The following is a 19,862-nucleotide window of genomic DNA, read 5'->3' as shown; positions in this document are numbered from 1 at the left end:
ATTTCAGTGGAACGTCGAAGAAGGGATATCATCCTTCTTTCAATGACCTGTGGAAGTCAGTAGACATCCACAGAACAGGAAATGGCTCCTCTGACTGGGAGCGCCTTTGCCAGTAACTGGCTAATAAGTAAGCTAAACCTGAATTCTCTTGCTGTCAAGACCACCAGAATGACCACCAATCGACGCTGATGAGCGAATCAGGGGGCTGGGATGCAGTTACTTATTGTTGGAATTGGGGACATGCTGCTGCATCAATTCAACGATCCAATCAATAAAAACTCGCAGTTTGGCGTTGACATGGCGGTTCGGCGGAAACGCTAGGTGCAGGGGCATTGGGCTGATACGCCATTGTGCAAATAACGGAATTAAAGAGCCAACAGCCTGATGTGCTGCCGCCATATAGATTGGCAGCGCAATCACTCCTAACCCGGCTAACCCAGCTTCGAGGTAAGCATTGCCATCATCCACGGCAAGTACATAGCTGCCCGTGATTTCAATATGTTCACTCTCACCGCGCAGTACCAGAGGATCAATCTTACCGGTGCGTGAGGACAAGAATCCCACTATGCGATGGTCGGTGTTTTCCAGCTCTCGCGGGTGCGCAGGGGCGCCAAGGCGTTCCACATAACTGGGGGCGACGTAGACGCCGATTTGCAAATCTCCGACATGGCGTGCGATCAGGGACAGGTCGTTGATTTCGCCACCGCGCAGGACGCAATCCACGTTGTCGCCGATCAGATCCACCACCTGGTCGCTCACGCCCATGTCGAACTGGATATCAGGGTAGCGTGCGTGGAAAGCCGGTAGCGCCGGCACCAGGACGAGGCGGGCCAGCGGACTGGGCACATCCACCCGTAGCCGTCCCCTGGGCGTAATCGCCGCACTGGACAGGCTGTTTTCAGCATCCTCCATGTCCGCCAGCAGGCGGATGACTCGTTCGTAGTAGACCGCGCCATCGGGAGTTACACCGAGCTTGCGGGTGGTGCGATGGAGCAACTTGACGCGCAGGCGCGCTTCCAACTGCTGAATGAGTTGCGTCACCGTGGTTTTGCTCATATGAAGCGTTTGGGCAGCCTTTGTGAAGCTACCTGCCTCCACCACGCGAGCAAAGGCGCGCATCGCATCGAAACGATCCATTCCTTATCCTCTCTTTTCACCGATTGTTTGGATTTTACAAACAATGATGGACAAAGTCGCTTGTTTATCCGCCTGATCTAGCACCTGTAAAGTGTCTTTATGTTCACCGGGCAGATTTCGCCCCATTGCAAAGGTACAAACATGACAGCACGCGAAGCAGTTTTTCCCTTCGGTCGGCAGGCGCTCTATGAGCGCAATCGCTATTCACCGGCCATCAAATCCAACGGTTTCTTGTTCGTTTCGGGGCAGGTTGGTAGCCGCGAGGATGGTTCGCCTGAGCACGATCTAAAAGCGCAGGTCAGGCTGGCATTCGATAATCTTAATGCTGTTCTCGCGGCTGCGGGCTGCACGTTCGGTGACGTGGTTGACGTTACCCTCTTTGTCGTCGATCCCGAGTCAAACCTCGACGCTATCTGGAGTATCCTGTCAGAATATTGGGGGGAAGCGCCTTACCCTACGTTGACCGGGATCGGCGTGACGTGGCTTTACGGATTCAAGTTTGAGATTAAGGTGATTGCCAGGCTGCCCTAAGCGTTACGGGTCTTTCCGCCAGTCGAAAATTCAACAGGGCAGCCCGCGCTGCCTGTAGAGGCAACAGAGAGATTTCTGACGTGCTATATGCCGGATCGGGATGGTTTGCCAGACTGGTCTGGATTTACTGATGAGACAGAGGAAAATTTATGAAAGCAGCGGTTTATGACGTGGAAGGCGCTCCCGGCGTCCTGAAATATGTCGATATCCCAGATCCGGTCACAGGGCCTGACGACATCCTGATTTCTGTCGAGGCTATCTCGATTGAAGGTGGAGATCTGATCAACCGCCGTTCAACTCCGCCGCCTCTTCCTTCATGGATCGTCGGCTACGCGGCCGCGGGCACAGTTGTTGCAGTCGGATCGAAAGTCCGTAGCCGTACGGTTGGGGACAGAGTCGCTGCTTTTAACATACAGGGATCACATGCGGAACGTTGGGCTGTGCCCGCGGAACGAACCTGGCTTATACCAGATGGGGTGGATACGGCAGAAGCGGCGGTGTTACCGATTTCTTTTGGAACCGCGCATCATTGCCTTTTCACACGAGGCATGCTCCGGCACGGAGAAACCGTCCTTATTCAGGCAGCAGCTGGTGGCGTGGGGCTCGCGGCCGTTCAGCTTGCCTCACAAGCAGGCGCAACGGTCATCGCCGTGGCAAGCGGAACGCAGCGAAGAAGCCGGTTGCTTGAACTTGGTGCCGATCATGTCGTGGATCGTGCAGAGAATAACGTCGTGGACAGTGTCCAACAGTACACCCATGGCACCGGTGTTGACCTCGTCATCGATCCGGTGGGGACGACGTTGCCTGATTCGCTTTCTGCACTCGCTCCGGAAGGACGTCTCGTCTTCGTCGGTAATGCGGGCGGAGGCAGTCTGACTGTCGACTTGTGGCCGCCAATGCAGTCTAACCAGACACTCATGGGGGTATTCATGGGACCCCTTTTTGAAAGGCCCGGAGTTCGGGCAAGTGTGGACGACATGTTGCAGGCTGTAGCAGCAGGGCGCATCAGGGTTGTCATTGACCGCATCTTCCCCCTGGCCAACGCTGCCGCGGCCCACGAATTCGCCGAGACAGCGAAACCGCTTGGCCGCATCGTTATGAAGCCATGAGGCGCGTTTGACCAGTATGAGTGCGCTGGGCTAATTACTTGGTTCTTGTGTCAAGGCTAAGTTCAGATGTCAGGGGTAGGGCAAAGCTGAAATGTCCGCTCTGAGCTGTGAGTTCAACCAATGTGTTGCATCCATCGGTTGAACTCACAGCCCAAATTGGACTGACCCCACATCAGTAGACATATTTTGCTTCTCAACGGACTGTCGGTATAGCCGCCTGAAGACTAAGGTAACTCTCTCAAATAAGTCCTGAGCGGCCCAGTTCCTCTTCCTTTGGCCAGAATTGAATATAAGGTTGTAATGGGTATACGGAGTTAATAATGAATTTAATAGAACAAGCAAAGCAATTTGCCACACTGGCGCATCAGTCCATCGGTCAGAAAAGAAAGTTTACTAACGATCCTTACATCACTCACCCTGCCGCTGTGGTTGAGCTATTGATGCAAATTAATCCCACACCGGAAATGATCTGTGCTGCATGGCTACACGATACCGTTGAAGATACTCTGGTTACTCTGGATAACATTGAGCAGACTTTTGGTAACACCGTTGCAAGTTATGTGGAAATGCTAACAGATGTTCAGACAAGGAAATTTGGTGGTGAACGCATTCACCGGAAAAATACCAACCTTATGCATAGTGCTCAGGCCTGTGCTGAAGCCCAATCAATCAAACTATGCGATCTTATAGATAACAGCAAAACGGTCGTTGAGCACGATCCATTTTTTGCATGCGATTACTTGCTGGAAATGAAACGCCTGTTGGTAGTTCTGACCAAAGGACACCCCGCTCTTTATTTACAGGCATGTAAGCAGTCTGATGATGCCATCACCCAGCTAAATAATGTGTTAGGTGATGACTGTTGGTATCAGAAACGCTGGGAAGTCTATGACGCTCATCTCAGTCTGGAAAAGTTCATAATTGGGTAAGCATCAGCATCAGTGGAATGGTAACTGCCGCAAGTAGCGTCTGGATAGTGATGATACCAGCGGATAACTGGTGGTCTCCCCCAAGCAATTTTGCCATGATATAAGCAGAAGGGGTGCAAGGAAGTGCATTGAATAAAACAACTGTCGCTAACACTGGTCCCGATACGCCAAGAGAAATCCCAATGAGTAATGTTAAAATGGGCACCAGCAGCAATTTGACAAAAGAGGATTGCAATACAGGCCATTGTGCCGAACGAGCTGCTTGAATATTCAGTCCTGCGCCAACGGCAAGTAACCCCAACGGAAGAGAGGCTCCACCAAGAACCTTTAGTATGTTGTCGACTGTGTCTGGTAATGGCAATCCGCTATAATTAAATAACAATCCCGACAGTACGGAAACGATAACTGGATTTTTAATCAGCGCTTTGAAAATTTGCTGCCATCCAGGTCTGCTTCCTTGTCCGTAATGCATCAGAATAACGATCGAAGCGACATTTAGCAGCGGTATGGCAACAGCAATACTGATTGACGTAACTGTCAACCCTATGTGTCCGTAGGTTGCCGCCGCCGCCGCAACACCGATATATGTGTTAGGGCGCAGCGCACCCTGAATCACAGAGGAAAAGGTCGGTCCAGGCTGTTTTAGCCATATTCGCCACAGCCAAAGTATCCCCCCTCCGATGAAAACCGCACCAAGAATAGACCATGCTATGGGGCTTACCGGGAATTGGCTAAGATCAGCTTTGCCAACCTGAGAGAACATCAGTGCAGGAAATAGATAAAAATAATTCAGCTTCTCGCAAGGCAACCAAAAGCTGTAGTCAATTAGGTTCCTACTACGCAGCAGGAATCCCATAGCGATAAGGAACATTATTGGAACCAAGGATAATAAAGTAATGAGCATAATTTTCTCAAAGATATCCTTTGGTCAAAACAACAACTCCGTAAACAGTAATAAAGAATGTCACCAATCGTTCATAAGCATGCGCACTGGTTTTCCTGAATATCACGTTTCCCACAACCAGATAGACAATTAATGCGAGAGGAGCTGCCATAAAGCCATAGAAGTTTAAGGCATCCCGTTTGAGTAGAGAGAGTGTTGTTAATTGTATTAAACCAAATACTAAGTAATAACGTGAAACAGTAGCACGGATTCCTAGCTTTTCTTCCTGTGTAGATGATGCATAAAGAGCAAGCAGCGCTCCGCCCATATTAGTCATTCCATCATCCCTGCTGCACTTAGGGACTTCAGTGTCTCAGGATCACGGGAGACAGGATCTATCGTTGCTATTACTCGTGTTTTTGCCATTTTCGAGACTCCATTCATAAGGATTTCTTGATTAATGACACTTTTGTGACAGGAGTGGAAATACGTTTAACGGAAATGTATAGGCTGAAAAATCATAAGAATAAATTTACGACTGCTGAGATTATTTTGAATATGCTACTTTCTCCGGTTATGTTTTACTCTTTCAGTTGAAGTCTCTTATGCGACAAGGAATAAATAGATGTAAAAGAATTTTAAGTTTAGTTTAATGCGTCTTGTTTTACGCCGCATATGCCCGCTAGCTAGAGTTAGGTGAAATAAGTGATCCTGATGTCGCTACACTTTTGCCAGACCATGTTTCCCTACAGAAAACGGACTGACTGTTTCCATAAAATGCCAAGTCTTTTTCAACCGTTACCGGCGTTGTTGAATAAATCGAACTTTCAGCGGCAAACAGGATCAGAGCACTCTCTTCCCTGACAGTACATGGCGAACAGTGGCAAAGCAGAAGTTCAAAATTACCAACTGGAAAACCTATAACCACGCACTCCGTCAACGGGGGTCGCTGACAGTCTGGGTCAGCGATGACGCCACCGCCGCATGGTACGACACCGCTGAGCCTGCGCGGCGAGGCCGGCCGTTGCGTTATGCCGATACGGCGATTGTCACCGCCCTGATGCTTAAAAACGTCTTTAACCTTACGCTGCGGGCGTTGCAGGGATTTATCGATTCGGTTTTCCATCTGATGAATGTGCCGCTGCGCAGCCCGGATTACACCAGTGTCAGCAAGCGGGCAAAAAGCGTTAACGTCAACATCAAGCCGCCGACGCGCGGCGAAATCGCGCATCTGGTCATCGATTCCACCGGATTGAAAGTCTTTGGCGAGGGGGAATGGAAAGTCAAAAAACACGGAGCGGAAAAGCGGCGGGTGTGGCGCAAACTGCATCTGGCGGTGGACGCGGGCACACATGAGATAGTGTGCGCCGACCTGTTGCTCAGCGGCGTGACGGACGCGCAGGCGTTGCCGGGGCTGATAAGCCAGACGCACCGGAAGATAAAGGAAGCGCTGGCAGATGGGGCTTACGATGTGCGCTACTGCCACGACAGTTTGAAAAGGAAGAAAATCAGGCCGGTCATCCCGCCGCGCAGCGGTGCGAAATACTGGCCTCTGGAGCGATATCAGGAGCGAAATCAGGCGGTGGCGCACCAGCGGTTAACGGGAAACAACGAGGCGTGGAAAGTGAAAATGGGTTACCACCGGCGTTCAATGGCGGAAACGGCGATGTCGCGGATGAAGATGATGTTGGGAGACCGGTTGTGGCTGCGTGATTACGATGCGCAAGTGGGTGAAGCGATGGCGCGGGTGAAATCAATGAACACCATGACGCGGTTGGGCATGCCGGTCAGTGTTCGCATTGCCTGAGAGATGAAGAAAAGGCTTTGCTGCACCCCGAAAATGATTTATTCAACAACGCCCAACGCCATTCGTTGGTTATTAATTCACACCATTTTTTTTCAACTTTATTCCGTATCACATAAAGAATTTTTCCATGGTAATTTCCTTCCAGTATAAGCGAACGGATAATTTCAAAGTCGATGTTTTCTCCTGTTGTTTCAAGATAACCAAAATTAGAAGAAATGATATTACCTGATACGTTGAATTTATGTTCAGTAATTTTACTTTCCATTTTTCACCTCATCATTTATTTGTAACGAATTGAATCATTGTACTTTCTTAAAAACAAATGGATTTAGATTCAGCGTTCCGCAAAGACCGGCTGCGAGGATCATCATTCCCCCCGCGATCTGTAAGGCAGAGAACACATGATCAAAAGCAAAGTAATCAACAATGACTGCGGCCACTGGATAGATATAGGAAAGAATGGCAATGGCTGCTGTCTGTAATTTCTTATAGGAAGCATAAATCAGAATATACATGAATGCGCTGTGGACGACGCCAAGTATGATAAGGCAACTCCATTGCCATACCGTACCAGAATATTGTTGGAAATCTGCTAATGGCAATAATACGACGATGCCAATCAACATCTGAGAGAGCGCCATAACATGTGGGGGAATATCCTTGGTAAATTTACTGGCGAGCGTTGCTATTGCATATAATGCCGCAGCAACAAGCGCTAGTCCACATCCCAGAAGATATGAACTGCCGACGGCGATAGTTTGGTTTTCCGGATCGCCAATCAAAACAACGCCCAAGAAAGCGACGAGCAGCCATATCAGCCTGGATTTACTTACTCCCTCTTTGAAAAGAAATGCGCCAGCGAAAAAAACAATGAATGGAGCCATATGGTATATCGTCGTTGTTACACCTATAGACGCATATTTATATGAACTGAATAGCGCAATCCAGTTAAGGACGATCGATAACCCTACGACAATCATCAATCCTATATTCTTTGCAGTAAGATAGGATAGATTAAATAATTTTGCGTAAAAGCAATAAATAACCAAGAAAAGACTACCTATCACACATCGAGCGAATACTACGTTAATAGGAGACTGACCGGACTCTATGACGAAATACCCAATAGTACCGGATAGACTCATGGCAATGGCTAACTGAATAGTACCATATTGTTTTTCTGTTATGTTCACGAGAATATTTCCTTTCCGTTAGTTTCATTAAATAAAATTTGGGCACCAAAGCATGCCGCCTTGTCGCCAGGGGCGGTTTTCTCTCCTGGGAGCATTGATGTTTGAACGGGAGCCGAGTGTGTTTTCAAAAATATTTTCGTAATTACCTACGCTTCTTATTGTTTTTTTTACATAATGACGATCAAGCCCAAGATATTTACAAAAAAAATCGGGAGGATTGAGGAATCGATATTCATAAGAATCTTTGTTTTCATTAAATTCCTCTATATTTTGTCCATTAATCCCGAGAGATTCTGCTTCGATTAATGTTCTCATGATCCATGTCGTAGTCGCTCGCCATTGTGGGTCTGAATCACTGATAAAAAGCGCCATCGCTTCCCGGGAAATAATATAGGGAAGGATCTCGTGTTCGGATGGCGCCCTGAGAACAGTCTGTATCCCAGCAAGAAGATAACGATCCAGACAGAATATATTACATTCGCCATCATCATAAGCCTGATAAGCTTCTTTGGGAGACTTATATAAAGCAACATCGAAATTATAATTGTGGGACTGAAAAAAATGGATCAGATTTTCATGAGTCGTAGATCCTTTGAGTGCCGCAATACGTGGATGACAAGATAATAAATTTATCCAAGTTGAGGCGTTTTCATCTCTTTCCGTTTTTCTTGCAAGCAATCCTTCCCCGTCATATAACATGGGATGGGTAAAATGGACCTGGGAAATTATTTCACGGCTTAGTGTAATACTGGCATTATATGTCCCAATATCTATCTGATTATTTTGCAACGTGTCAAAACGATCAGATGAAGGTAAAGGTATAAACTCGATACTTTCTTTATCGCCTAGCACCGCGGCTGATACGGCCCGGGCGAGCTCAATATCGAATCCCTGCCACTGATTTGTGGCCGGATTTAGCCAAGAGAATCCCTGAAATCCCAGGCTAACCCCGGCCCGGAGAAATCCTCGCTTTCGTATGCTTTCAATAATCATATATGATTCTCCCTATTGGGGGGTTCCTATGTCATCGAAGGAGCCAGATTAACCGTCAGGTGTAGTGTTGAAGATATTTCAACATCTGTGAATAGACACATTTAAAAAGGAGTTTTGCACCGTGTGCATAAATAACATTGAGGGACTGTTGCCTAATCTGGTCACTTTTACCCAGGTAGTAAAGGGGGGCAGTTTTTCTGCGGCGGGAAGAGCTATGTCACTAAGTCCTTCATCCGTCGCCAGACAGATAGACCGTCTGGAGAAGGATCTCAATGTTGTTCTGCTGCAAAGATCGACGAGATACTTGCAGGTGACGGAAGCTGGGCGGGAAATTTATGAGATGGCCTGTGCAATTATTGGGAAGGCGGATGAATTGTTAGCGAGAGCGCAAACTTACCGAGAGATTCCTCAGGGATTTCTTCGGATTACGGCACCCGCTACGCTTGGTAAAATGGTTCTTTCGCCACTGCTTCCACACTTTCTGGCGCAGTATCCGGATGTACATGTGGATATGGATCTTTCGGACAATCTTGCTGATCTGCTTCGAGAGCGTTATGACCTCGCGGTTAGAATTACCAATCGTCCTCCCGAAGATTGGGTCGCCAGGGTACTCATGCCCGTGAATTATGTTCTGGTATGCGCAAAAAAGTATGAAAGAGATCGACCGGCTACGCTTGATGAGCTTAAACAGCACTCTGTCTTCATGCCTAAAGATCGGGGTTTTGGAACAACATGTTGTTTTGCAAAGGATAGTCAGGAATACCAGATTTCAATACAACCCCGATTGATCACGAATAACGGTGATGCGATGCTGGATGCAGTGCTAGAAGGCCGTGGTATCGGTATCCTGCCAAATTTTGTAGCGCAGAAACTGATCGAGTCTGGCGAACTGGTCGTAGCCCTCCATGAATATGAAATTATCCCGCCACAAAAGGATATTGCTTACATAATATCTCCTCCTAATTATCTGACTCCCCCCAAAGCCAGGGTGTTTATTGATTTCTTGATGAAAAATGTCAGGCTGGTGGTTCCTCATATCTGAAAGTTGAGGATGTAACGACTAAGTGAACAGAGATGTATTGGCTTTGATGTGAGAGCTTTAATTTTTTCTAATACCTGTAACATATTGTCGTTAACTGGAATTCGGATTGCCGGGCAGTAAACAACGGAACAGGGAAATGAGGTGTAATTTTTCGCTTTTCGAAAAGAATAAAGCTTCACAGCCCTCTACAGACAGTGGAGCTTTAGTCTAATTTTTCAGAATTCAGCCCGTTGTCCGACGAACTGGCGCTTCCGCGCGTTGCTGCAAATCTGTAAGGGCGGGGATAAGCAAACTTACCGATATTAGGCTATGACCTAATTGACACAGACTGGCAGACGTAAATTACTGTACTTGGTTATCAGCAAAGGTCACGAGTGTGTCGCCAATAAAATTCAGGCAGTGGCAGAGCCCGGCGCGGGTGCCTTCGCAATAATCCGCCGTCAGCAGCCGTTGATCATCGTCCATATGGGAAAAATCCAGGTCGGCTAGCGCGCCGCGCATAGCGGAATAAAGGCAATCAGTATCCGGCAGCGAGTCATGGTACGTGTTCGTGTTACTATCAGCGTTAGCCATAGCATTAGTCCTCATAATGTTGTGGTTAGACGTCCCGGCTGTGTGTCCGCATTTTCCCCCTCTGTCAGGATAGTTGTCAGCCCCTATTGAAAATCTATGGTCGAGCGAAGCCCGTTTTGCCGTCATTGTTGAAACCGCCACGCTCAGTGAGGCGGAATTAGGGGAATACTGTCGTCGCAAAGGACTCTATCCACAGCAAATAGCACAGTGGAAGCAGGCTTTTATCGAACAGAATAACGATAGCCCTGCGGATAAAGCGCAGTTAAAGCAACAGGCTAAAGAAAACAAACAACTTAAACGTGAGCTGGCGCGAAAAGAAAAAGCGCTGGCGGAGGCTGCCGCCTTGCTGGTACTGCGAAAAAAGCTCAACCGTTACTACGGGATGGAAGACGAGGACGACTGACGCCCGCCCTCGAACGCATGCAATTTATCCAGTGGATACGGGAGGCGATGAATCAGGGGGCCCGTCTGGCTCCGGCCTGCCGAGAAGTGAATATCTGCCTGAGAACCTGGAAGAGATGGCACAGACAGGCCGAAGACCGGCGTCCCAGCGCAGTACGTCCGCCCCCGGGCAATAAACTGACGCTGGCGGAGGAACAGCAGGTGCTGACCGTGTGTAACCAGCCGGAATACGCCAGCCTGCCCCCTGCGCAGATCGTTCCGCGTCTGGCGGACAACGGCGTCTATCTGGCGAGCGAATCAACGTTTTACCGGATACTCCGGCGCCATGGTCAGGTTTATCACCGCGGCCGCCCGCAGCCGGGCGCCGGTAACCATCAGTAAGCCGACCAGCTACCATGCCACTGCGCCCTGCCAAGTCTGGACCTGGGGTGTGACGTGGTGTGCGTCACGGGTACGAGGCCGTTAAGTCCCAAACGTTAAAGGCAAAACTGGAAGAGCTGAATATCACGGGTTCGCACAGTCGGCCCCGGGTCAATAACGACAATCCGTTCGTGGAGTCATTGTTCAGAACGTTAAAATATGTGCCGGGCTGGCCGTCAGCGGGCTTCACGGGACTTGATGAAGCCAGACGGTGGGTTGAACGCTTTAGCCGCTGGTATAACGAAGCGCATCGGCATAGCGGCATCGGTTATGTGACACCGGAACAGCGCCACCAGGGACAAGATATAAGCCTGCTGGCAAACAGGAAAGCGGTATATGAAGCGGCGAGGAAAGCCAGATCGGGTCGATGGTCAAGGCAATGCCGCCAATGGCAACGTGTAGGCGTGGTGATGTTGAATCCGGATAAGCCACAACTGGCATCAGAAAAAGCAGCATGAAAACTCATTAAGGGTGACAACTTCGTTGACAGCTACCGCTACCTCCAACAGGCCTTTTTCTTCGATACCTTTCAGCAGGACGGTGAAGTGCCGGGCTTTGAGTTCCGTGATCGGCTGATGACCAATCGCCGGGAAAACGTGATTGTTCAGGCTGGCAAGCAAGCGGGTCGCGTGGTTTTCCGACCATGTCTTGTTGCTTTTATGCCAGCCCAGCGCCACGGTCTTGAAATTCTTAACCGGTGAACGCGCCGCCTGCTCAGCGGCACGCTGTTGCGCCGGATTGATGTTCTGCGCCAGCAGCTTGCGGATGCCGTTGCGCTGTTGCCGTGCGCCAGACAGGGAGACATCGGGATAAGCGCCTAAACCAAGGCGGGATTCTTTACCATTGATACGGTACTTGAGATACCAGAGACGTGAACCGCCTGGATTGATCAAAAGATACAAACCGTGTGAATCGGAGATTTTGAAAGGTCTATCAGAAGGCTTGAGACTGCGGATTTTCGTGTCGTTGAGAGACATTTGGGGGTCACTCCGTCATCGAACCAACTTGACCCCAAATCTGACCACCAAATTCTCCCGATGCGGAGGGTAAACTGAAAATGCATCGGGAAGACTTTTCACGCTAACCTATTGAATCTAAATCATATAAGGATTCGCAAAGATGCATGAAAACAAGAATTTGGCTCCTCTGACTGGACTCGAACCAGTGACATACGGATTAACAGTCCGCCGTTCTACCGACTGAACTACAGAGGAATCGGTTAACTGCGGGGGATGATAGCGGGAGCACCTCACCTTGTCAAAGAGAGTTATGCGTTGTGGCGACTGATTGCTGAAGTAATAATCAACATATTGAAATTGCAGCGCAAGTTATCAGTACCGAAGCGGAACATTGGCTGTTCAGGATGGTTTGTTTGCACCTTGAAATAGCAATGATTGCATTAGCATGGTGCATAAGTGGGGGAGGGAAAAGCTGGGTCATTCACCGCCCGACAGCCTGATTTGATCCGCGAACCATTTGTTTTCCTTATTTTACCCGTGGCTTATCAAGTGCGTACTGTATTTTCATTGCAATAAGTACAGAATATGGCGCGTTTTTTGCTACCTCTTTAGAGTAACTACTCAGGAGGCAGAAATGAATCTTAGACGGCTCAAATACTTTGTGAAGATCGTTGATATCGGTAGCCTGACACAGGCTGCTGAGTTGTTGCACATTGCGCAACCAGCGCTGAGCCAGCAGGTCGCTACGCTGGAGAGTGAGCTTGAAAAGCAGTTGCTGGTACGTAGCCGACGTGGAGTTACACCCACAGAAGCGGGGAAAATTCTTTATTCGCATGCATAAACCATTTTGTCTCAATGCGAGCAGGCGAAAAATGCAGTCAATGGGGTGAGGCAGTCTGTGAACGTATAGACTTTAGATAGCCAGTCATTTAGGCAATGGCTGGCTATATAAAATGGTTTTTGAGACTTTTAATCAGTATATTCATTTATCTCCGATTTAATTTTTATCCGCACAGTATGAATATGACAACCTCAAAGTTGTGATATGTACTGGCGGTGCGACTAGTTCCGGTGTTACATTAATCATCGTTATGTTTTCTCTACCTCTATATGCCAACCTTACGTTGGGGCATTGTGGTGTGTATGACGATGGTTTCTTTGACCGAGGAGTTCAAATGAATAATATTCTTTCTCATCTTTTAATAAAATTGGCAGAAAAAGAGATTGGAGAAAAAGAACTTAGTGCCAAAGTTAAGTCATTGGAAATATTGGTATCTGCAATTATTTCAACGCTAGATGATGAAAAGCTGAATGAGCTGGCAAGGAAAATAGAAAGCGAGTTGGCAAAAGAGACGCAACGTGCTGCGGAGCACGGATGTTTAGCTGACGAATTATTGATTCGTAATATTAATTCAATTACTACATTCTCTTTGCGAGATTAATTTTCTTATATTGTCAGGATGATTGCGTGGTTCGTAGCCATATTGTTTGTATAGTATTTATTAGTAATATTCTCATCGATTGAGAAAGCATTTTCGATGAAAAACGCATTTCAAAAATAAAGACGCTGATTATTCGTCAGCGCCTCTCCGGAATGATATCTATTCCTACTTATCTATAATGCTTGTTTTTTCTTGCGAATAACCTGATAGGTTATTGCCAGAATAATAAACCAGAGCGGTGTGACAAGTAGCGCCTGCAGGGTGTCGGGTTGCAAGGTAAGCAATACGATGACGAAAGCGAAAAACGCCAGACAAACCCAGCACATGAAAATACCCCATGGCATTTTATACTGTGAACTGGCGTGCAAATGCGGGCGTTTTTTGCGGTATGCCAGATAAGCACTGAGGATGATGCTCCAGATGAACATAAATAAAATGGCTGAGACTGTTGTTACCAATGTAAAGACGGTCATTACATTCGGGATCAGGTAAATCAATACGACCCCGGACAGCAGGCAGATGCATGAGAACATCAAGCCGGCAGAAGGCACGGCGCGTTTAGATAACATACCAAAGCGTTTCGGTGCATCCCCTTGTTTTGCTAATCCAAAAAGCATCCGGCTGGTGGAAAATACACCACTGTTGGCCGATGAGGCCGCAGAGGTTAGTACCACAAAATTGATCACGCTGGCGGCAGCAGGTAAGCCGACCAGGACAAACATCTCAACGAATGGGCTACGATCGGGGGCGATAGCACTCCAGGGTGTGACCGACATGATCATCACCAATGCAAACACATAAAACATGATGATACGGATTGGGATCGCATTAATCGCCCTGGGCAATACCACGCGTGGATTTTTTGTTTCTGCGGCGGTGGTGCCCACCAGCTCGATACCGACGAAGGCAAAGACGGCTATCTGAAAACCAGCGAAAAATCCGCTAAGGCCTTTAGGAAACATTCCTCCATCATTCCACAGATTGCTAAACGATGCGACAGAGCCCGATGGTGAAGGGAAGTTCATCATAACTAACACTACGCCGATAATAATCAACGCAACGATAGCCACGATTTTTATCATGGCAAACCAAAATTCCATCTCACCAAATAATTTCACGGTTGCCAGGTTTAATGTGAGCAGCAGGAGCACACAAAGCAGTGAGGATATCCACTGTGAGAGATCCGGGAACCAGAATTGGGCATAGGCGCTGATTGCAACGACATCTGCAATGCCGGTGACAACCCAGCAGAACCAGTATGTCCAGCCGGTAAAAAAACCGGCCCAGGGACCAAGCAGATCCGCAGCAAAATCACTGAATGATTTATAGTTCAGGTCGGACAGCAGCAGTTCACCCATGGCCCGCATGACAAAAAACAGCATAAAGCCAATGATCATATAAACGAAGATGATTGAGGGACCAGCAAGACTGATGGTTTTTCCCGACCCCATGAATAATCCGGTGCCAATGGCTCCGCCGATGGCAATTAACTGGATGTGTCGGTTAGTCAGGTTACGCCTTAGTCCTTCATCTTCGGTCGTGGCAGCGAGGTTTGTAACCTCTTTTGATTGGTCTACCATTTAATACTATTTCCTGTTTTTATCTGTGATGTTGTTGTGAGCTCTTGAGTGGCTCTCGTTGACTCATGTTGCCGTGGATAAGATAGCGTAAATGTCTCACTCATTATAGTGAGTGACTAACACAAATAGAGTGAATAATTGCATGGTATAATTCTGTATGTTTTTTGCCCTGAATAAACGGCGTATTGAATATGAAGGGAGTGGGTGTATTCGGCGCGTAGGTTAGCAAAGTTGTGCATTGCTCACAATGTAATTCGTGATGATAAGAAAATAAGAAAAAATCATTGTGAACTATTTGACAGTTGCCCCCAAGAGGAGAATAATCCACGCCGTTGGGTCGTTAGCTCAGTCGGTAGAGCAGTTGACTCTTAATCAATTGGTCCGGGGTTCGAGCCCCCGACGACCCACCAACAATTCTGTGTATTGCTGCGTTTTTGTTCCATTTTTCAAAGCCCTTCAATATTATTGTTACTTTTTCTTTATTTTAATTGTTAAAGTTCAATATCTAATACTTTATCTTTTCTTTAAAACGCATTGTTAAATTAATATCAATGTATAAGTGTTAATTAGCGATTTCTGATTTTTTACTTGAATCAAGTAATATTATTAGATTGAATGTCTGATAGTCGAGTTTCCTTCATCCATCCTGTGTTATTTAAACAGGTAATAAGATTATTAAATAAAGTCATTTCTATACTTAATAGACATTCGAAATGCGGCAACAGAATGAATCCCCCGAAGTTTACCCCAAAATCCTGAATGAAAAATCCGTCTGGAACCGCTTTGAACGCCTGCTTGCCGCGATCCGGAAAAGGGAAGCCCAGAGAGAAACCGAGTCGTTTAGGACGGTCAATGTCCCTGTAACTTGAGAGGTGACGGAGACTTTTGATACTCGGTTTTCTCGCAACACTTTACATTGATAGTGAAGTGCTATACTCAATGTGGGTTGATCATCGGTATTCGCCGAAGGTTGATCTTCACCAAGGCATCGCGGTTGCGGATATTACTTAACTGGTTTTAAGCGAATTGCTGCTGTGAGTTTGGAGGTTATATGGGATTTGCAAAATTGTTGGCTGTTGTGGAAAAGAGTCATCAGGATCCAAAATCCGTCATCTCACTGTCTGAACTGAGTCAGGCAATTCATGAAATCATCTGCTCCGAGAAAGCCAAGGAGTACAAAATCAACGAATGTTTTATCGAACTGAGACGTTTGGTGGATGAAATAAAGGCCATCGCCAGAAAGCAGTTTATGGACAAGGTGCGGGTAACTGAGTTGACGCAATACAAAAAGACGGAAGAAGAACTCTTACTCAAACTGAGAAGTTTAGAAAAACAGATGTAACGCAGCGCACCGTCGTTTTTTGAAGGTGATGTGCGTAAAAATCGCCACATCATGCGTCATACAGAGAAGATGCCGCTGACATCAAAGATTTGGTGTCAGCGGATTTGAAACGTGGCCTATTGACGATAAGCGTGTTTGATTTGTTTGATTGTGTTACCGAACACGGCGGCCTGCTCAGGGTCTTCTAACTGAGCAATATATCTTTCCATGTTGATAATCACTTTTCCGGCGTCTGCCTGACCGATAGCCTTGAGCAACAGTGTTACTGTTGCTTTCAGACAGGTGACTTCGTGTGATAACGCTTCTACCGAAGCCGCAGTGGAAAAGTCTACATTGCCCATGTTTTCTCCTTAACAATAAACAGCATAAAATGTTCTCAGTCAGCCAGTTACATGTCTAATGACTTTGCTACCAGCGCAATCAGATGGCGGCGAGTATAGCATAATGCATATTCGTGGCAGTGATTATTAATCAGTAATCACTATGTAGTGGCCGTTTTTTATGCGTTTAACTTAATTTTTGTCGTATTTAATTGCTGGCTTTTATAGGATAAATTGATATTCAAATGTTTTTGTAAAAATACATAAAACTTTCAATCTGCATGTTTTTTTAAGGTGTGATATTCATGTGATACACGCATTTTGAGTATAAGATATTGATGTGAAAGACGATTACAATAGTGTCTTTTTATTGACATGCAGAATTTAATGCCAATCGCATGCCATTGATTGGCATTGGTTTTTTGTTAATGTTCAGTGTCATGAACGGCTTAGGCGCAGAGGGCTTAAAGTTATAATCTGGATGTTAAGAATGTGATCAATATACACGCTGAGCATAACAGTATATTGTTATCATTATGCTGTGGTATTGATTATTTATTACTTCATGGCATATTTAAAAATACATATTCATATAAACAGTATTCATTATTTTTCGAAACCAACGTAGTATCACCTGCAAGCAACTCTTTATGTAAGTGTTACTCCCTTTTTTGGAGAATTATTCTTTGATTAGCGTTTTTCTTGTTGATGACCATGAACTGGTGCGGGCAGGGATACGGCGCATTCTTGACGATATCAAAGGTCTTAAGGTTGTTGGTGAAGCGTCATGCGGTGAAGATGCCGTTAAGTGGTGCCGTAGCAACACTGTTGATGTTGTCTTAATGGACATGAGTATGCCGGGAATCGGTGGTCTTGAGGCGACACGTAAAATTTTGCGATTTTCTCCTGATATAAAAGTAATTATGCTAACTATTTATACAGAGAATCCTTTACCTGCTAAAGTAATGCAAGCAGGGGCCGCAGGATACGTGAGCAAGGCCGCAGCCCCGCAGGAAGTTATCTGTGCCATTCGTGCCGTGCATGCCGGCAAACGTTACATTGCTTCGGATATCGCCCAGCAAATGGCACTAAGTCAGTTGGAGCCGCAGACGGAGACCCCCCTGGAGTGCCTGTCTGAGCGTGAGTTGCAGATTATGCTGATGATCACCAAAGGGCAGAAAGTCACTGAGATTTCTGACCAGTTAAATCTGAGCCCTAAAACGGTGAACAGCTATCGTTATCGGATGTTCAGCAAGCTGAATATCAATGGTGATGTCGAGTTGACGCACCTGGCAATTCGCCACGGGCTTTTTAATGCGGAGACATTGTTAAGTAGTGAGTGAGAGCTTCGATGCTTCGGCATTTCTAAAGACGGTAACCAGCCAGCCTGGGGTCTACCGTATGTATGATGCCGCAAATACGGTGATCTATGTCGGTAAGGCGAAAGATTTAAAGAAACGACTTTCCAGCTATTTTCGCAGCAATGTTGCCAGTCGCAAAACGGAGGCATTGGTAAGAAGTATCAGGCAGATCGATGTGACGATCACGCATACTGAAACGGAAGCCTTGCTGCTGGAACATAACTATATCAAGCTCTATCAGCCGCGTTACAACGTATTACTGCGTGATGATAAGTCATACCCCATGATTTTTCTCAGTGCCGACCGGCATCCCAGGTTGGCCGTGCACCGTGGAGCCAAACACGCCAAAGGCGAGTACTTCGGGCCATTTCCAAATGGAAATGCCGTGCGCGAAACGTTGTTGCTGCTGCAAAAGCTGTTTCCCGTTCGCCAATGTGAAAACAGCGTATACCGTAATCGCTCTCGTCCTTGCCTACAGTATCAAATTGGTCGGTGTCTTGGTCCGTGTGTGGCGGGACTGGTCAGCGAAGAGGACTATCAGCAACAGGTTGATTATGTCCGTCTGTTTTTGTCTGGAAAAGATCAGCAAGTTCTTAACCAACTGATATCAAAAATGGAAGCGGCCAGTCGTGAATTGAAGTTTGAAGAAGCGGCGCGTATTCGCGATCAAATTCAGGCCGTTCGTCGCGTGACGGAAAAACAGTTTGTCTCGGGTGATGGTGAAGATCTCGACGTTATCGGCGTGGCCTTTGACGCCGGGATCGCGTGTGTGCACGTACTGTTTATTCGTCAGGGGAAAGTGCTGGGTAGCCGTAGCTATTTTCCAAGAGTGCCAGGCGGGACTGAATTGGGTGAAGTAGTACAAACATTTGTTGGACAGTTTTACCTACAGGGGAGTGTGGCCCGAACCTTACCTTCGGAAATTCTGCTCGATTTCACATTGCCGGATAAAGATCTACTCACAGAATCGTTAACTGAAGTCGCTGGTCGAAAAGTGCAAATCCAAAGCAAACCACGTGGCGATCGTGCCCGGTATCTGAAACTTGCCCGTACCAATGCGGCGACGGCTCTGGTGACGAAATTATCGCAGCAATCGACTATTCACCAGCGACTGACCGAGTTAGCTAATGTTTTACAATTGCCTGAAATTAAACGCATGGAGTGTTTTGATATCAGTCATACTATGGGTGAACAGACTGTGGCATCCTGTGTCGTGTTTGATGAAAATGGTCCGCTGCGATCGGAGTATCGGCGCTATAATATTAGTGGCATTACGCCCGGTGATGATTATGCCGCGATGGCTCAGGTACTCAAACGTCGATACGGCAAGGCACTGGATGACAGCAAAATCCCTGATGTGATTGTTATTGACGGTGGTAAGGGACAACTGGGGCAGGCGCAGGCGGTATTTGACTCACTGCAAGTGGCATGGGATAAGAATAAACCCCTGTTACTCGGTGTGGCAAAAGGCAGCGATCGTAAAGCGGGCCTTGAAACACTGTTTTTTGAGGCGACAGGGGAGGGCGTAGTGTTGCCTCCAGATTCGCCGGCTTTGCACGTCATTCAGCATATTCGCGATGATTCTCACGATCATGCGATTGGTGGGCATCGCAAGAAAAGAGCAAAAGTTAAGAACACCAGTACATTAGAGCTCATTGAAGGTGTTGGGCCCAAACGTCGGCAGACTCTGCTGAAATACATGGGAGGGCTGCAGCCTTTGATGAACGCCAGCGTTGAGGAAATTGCAAATGTACCGGGTATTTCACATGCATTGGCAGAAAAGATCTTCCATGCATTGAAACACTAGGGACAATGTAGCAACATACTCGTAATATCCAC

Annotated in this window: 17 protein-coding genes, 2 tRNA genes and 5 pseudogenes; 12 read left to right on the top strand and 12 right to left on the bottom strand. The window is 47.0% G+C overall.

Annotated elements, in window-relative coordinates:
* Window positions 1-216 precede the first annotated feature (216 nt).
* Entirely contained in the window at window positions 217-1,137 is a 921-nt protein-coding gene (locus B4923_RS05545) for a LysR family transcriptional regulator (protein WP_109053358.1), read from the bottom strand.
* Window positions 1,138-1,278: 141 nt separating this feature from the next.
* Between B4923_RS05545 and B4923_RS05540 the strand changes: the two genes are divergently transcribed.
* From B4923_RS05540 to B4923_RS05530, 3 genes are all read left to right on the top strand, one after another.
* Complete coding sequence (locus B4923_RS05540) at window positions 1,279-1,668, top strand: RidA family protein (RefSeq protein ID WP_109053357.1); 390 nt, start codon at window positions 1,279-1,281, stop codon at window positions 1,666-1,668.
* A gap of 149 nt (window positions 1,669-1,817) precedes the next feature.
* Window positions 1,818-2,777, top strand: a complete 960-nt coding sequence (locus B4923_RS05535) for a quinone oxidoreductase family protein (protein ID WP_109053356.1) — start codon at window positions 1,818-1,820, stop codon at window positions 2,775-2,777.
* 320 nt (window positions 2,778-3,097) lie between these two features.
* On the top strand, window positions 3,098-3,706 hold the full coding sequence (locus tag B4923_RS05530; RefSeq protein WP_109053355.1) for an HD domain-containing protein: 609 nt from the start codon (window positions 3,098-3,100) through the stop codon (window positions 3,704-3,706).
* Here the strand turns inward: B4923_RS05530 and B4923_RS05525 are convergent.
* The 3 genes and pseudogenes from B4923_RS05525 to B4923_RS21060 form a co-directional block, all read right to left on the bottom strand.
* Window positions 3,693-4,610 carry an AEC family transporter gene (locus B4923_RS05525; RefSeq protein WP_109053354.1) on the bottom strand — a complete coding sequence of 306 codons (918 nt, stop codon included), beginning with the start codon at window positions 4,608-4,610 and terminating at the stop codon, window positions 3,693-3,695. The two genes, B4923_RS05530 and B4923_RS05525, sit on opposite strands and share 14 nt — an antisense overlap.
* Window positions 4,611-4,617: 7 nt before the next feature.
* Window positions 4,618-4,926, bottom strand: coding sequence for a hypothetical protein (locus B4923_RS05520; RefSeq protein ID WP_211313923.1), 309 nt, complete (start codon window positions 4,924-4,926; stop codon window positions 4,618-4,620).
* Window positions 4,927-5,309: 383 nt separating this feature from the next.
* Window positions 5,310-5,384, bottom strand: a pseudogene (locus B4923_RS21060) (hypothetical protein); the annotation flags it as partial.
* An 85-nt stretch (window positions 5,385-5,469) separates the two neighbouring features.
* Between B4923_RS21060 and B4923_RS05515 the strand changes: the two are divergent.
* Window positions 5,470-6,396, top strand: coding sequence for an IS5 family transposase (locus tag B4923_RS05515; RefSeq protein ID WP_109053353.1), 927 nt, complete (start codon window positions 5,470-5,472; stop codon window positions 6,394-6,396).
* Here the strand turns inward: B4923_RS05515 and B4923_RS05510 are convergent.
* The 3 genes from B4923_RS05510 to B4923_RS05500 are packed head-to-tail and all read right to left on the bottom strand — an operon-like array spanning window position 6,377 to window position 8,582.
* Window positions 6,377-6,661, bottom strand: a complete 285-nt coding sequence (locus tag B4923_RS05510; RefSeq protein ID WP_109053352.1) for a hypothetical protein — start codon at window positions 6,659-6,661, stop codon at window positions 6,377-6,379. The two genes, B4923_RS05515 and B4923_RS05510, sit on opposite strands and share 20 nt — an antisense overlap.
* Window positions 6,662-6,695: 34 nt before the next feature.
* Complete coding sequence (locus B4923_RS05505; RefSeq protein ID WP_170116011.1) at window positions 6,696-7,589, bottom strand: DMT family transporter; 894 nt, start codon at window positions 7,587-7,589, stop codon at window positions 6,696-6,698.
* Between the two features lie 27 nt (window positions 7,590-7,616).
* Complete coding sequence (locus B4923_RS05500) at window positions 7,617-8,582, bottom strand: transporter substrate-binding domain-containing protein (protein ID WP_109053351.1); 966 nt, start codon at window positions 8,580-8,582, stop codon at window positions 7,617-7,619.
* A gap of 121 nt (window positions 8,583-8,703) precedes the next feature.
* Between B4923_RS05500 and B4923_RS05495 the strand changes: the two genes are divergently transcribed.
* Window positions 8,704-9,624 carry a LysR family transcriptional regulator gene (locus B4923_RS05495; RefSeq protein WP_109053350.1) on the top strand — a complete coding sequence of 307 codons (921 nt, stop codon included), beginning with the start codon at window positions 8,704-8,706 and terminating at the stop codon, window positions 9,622-9,624.
* Window positions 9,625-9,846: 222 nt separating this feature from the next.
* On the opposite strand, the pseudogene B4923_RS05490 reads toward B4923_RS05495, so the two are convergent.
* Window positions 9,847-10,197, bottom strand: a pseudogene (locus B4923_RS05490) (hypothetical protein).
* Between the two features lie 97 nt (window positions 10,198-10,294).
* On the opposite strand from B4923_RS05490, the pseudogene B4923_RS21290 reads away from it, so the two are divergent.
* Window positions 10,295-11,276 (top strand): annotated as a pseudogene (locus B4923_RS21290) (transposase); the annotation flags it as partial.
* Between the two features lie 222 nt (window positions 11,277-11,498).
* On the opposite strand, the pseudogene B4923_RS05470 reads toward B4923_RS21290, so the two are convergent.
* Both B4923_RS05470 and B4923_RS05465 read right to left on the bottom strand, forming a co-directional pair.
* Window positions 11,499-11,996: pseudogene (locus B4923_RS05470) on the bottom strand (tyrosine-type recombinase/integrase); the annotation flags it as partial.
* Window positions 11,997-12,157: 161 nt separating this feature from the next.
* Window positions 12,158-12,233 (bottom strand) — tRNA-Asn (locus tag B4923_RS05465).
* Between the two features lie 379 nt (window positions 12,234-12,612).
* On the opposite strand from B4923_RS05465, the pseudogene B4923_RS05460 reads away from it, so the two are divergent.
* Window positions 12,613-12,879 (top strand): annotated as a pseudogene (locus tag B4923_RS05460) (LysR family transcriptional regulator); the annotation flags it as partial.
* 274 nt (window positions 12,880-13,153) lie between these two features.
* Window positions 13,154-13,420: a sigma-S stabilization anti-adapter protein IraP gene (locus B4923_RS05455; protein WP_109053346.1), complete on the top strand. Its 267-nt coding sequence runs from the start codon at window positions 13,154-13,156 to the stop codon at window positions 13,418-13,420.
* Window positions 13,421-13,593: 173 nt separating this feature from the next.
* Here the strand turns inward: B4923_RS05455 and cycA are convergent, their stop codons facing one another.
* Window positions 13,594-15,000 (bottom strand): D-serine/D-alanine/glycine transporter, encoded by a 1,407-nt coding sequence (cycA, locus tag B4923_RS05450; protein ID WP_109053345.1) that lies wholly within the window; start codon window positions 14,998-15,000, stop codon window positions 13,594-13,596.
* Between the two features lie 334 nt (window positions 15,001-15,334).
* Between cycA and B4923_RS05445 the strand changes: the two genes are divergently transcribed.
* Window positions 15,335-15,410 (top strand) — tRNA-Lys (locus B4923_RS05445).
* A 641-nt stretch (window positions 15,411-16,051) separates the two neighbouring features.
* Complete coding sequence (locus B4923_RS05440) at window positions 16,052-16,342, top strand: hypothetical protein (RefSeq protein WP_109053344.1); 291 nt, start codon at window positions 16,052-16,054, stop codon at window positions 16,340-16,342.
* 116 nt (window positions 16,343-16,458) lie between these two features.
* On the opposite strand, the gene B4923_RS05435 is transcribed toward B4923_RS05440, so the two are convergent.
* Entirely contained in the window at window positions 16,459-16,683 is a 225-nt protein-coding gene (locus B4923_RS05435; RefSeq protein WP_109053343.1) for a DUF2594 family protein, read from the bottom strand.
* Between the two features lie 665 nt (window positions 16,684-17,348).
* Between B4923_RS05435 and uvrY the strand changes: the two genes are divergently transcribed.
* Together uvrY and uvrC are read left to right on the top strand one after the other, a co-directional pair.
* Entirely contained in the window at window positions 17,349-18,005 is a 657-nt protein-coding gene (gene uvrY / locus B4923_RS05430) for a UvrY/SirA/GacA family response regulator transcription factor (RefSeq protein ID WP_109053441.1), read from the top strand.
* Complete coding sequence (gene uvrC, locus B4923_RS05425) at window positions 17,998-19,830, top strand: excinuclease ABC subunit UvrC (protein WP_109053342.1); 1,833 nt, start codon at window positions 17,998-18,000, stop codon at window positions 19,828-19,830. The genes uvrY and uvrC overlap by 8 nt, the downstream gene beginning before the upstream one ends.
* The last annotated feature ends 32 nt before the right edge of the window (window positions 19,831-19,862 follow it).

It is taken from the genome of Brenneria roseae subsp. americana (assembly GCF_003115815.1).
GTDB lineage: Bacteria > Pseudomonadota > Gammaproteobacteria > Enterobacterales > Enterobacteriaceae > Brenneria > Brenneria roseae.
Note: the sequence above shows the minus strand (reverse complement) of the source record. Positions and strands in the feature narration are given on the sequence as shown.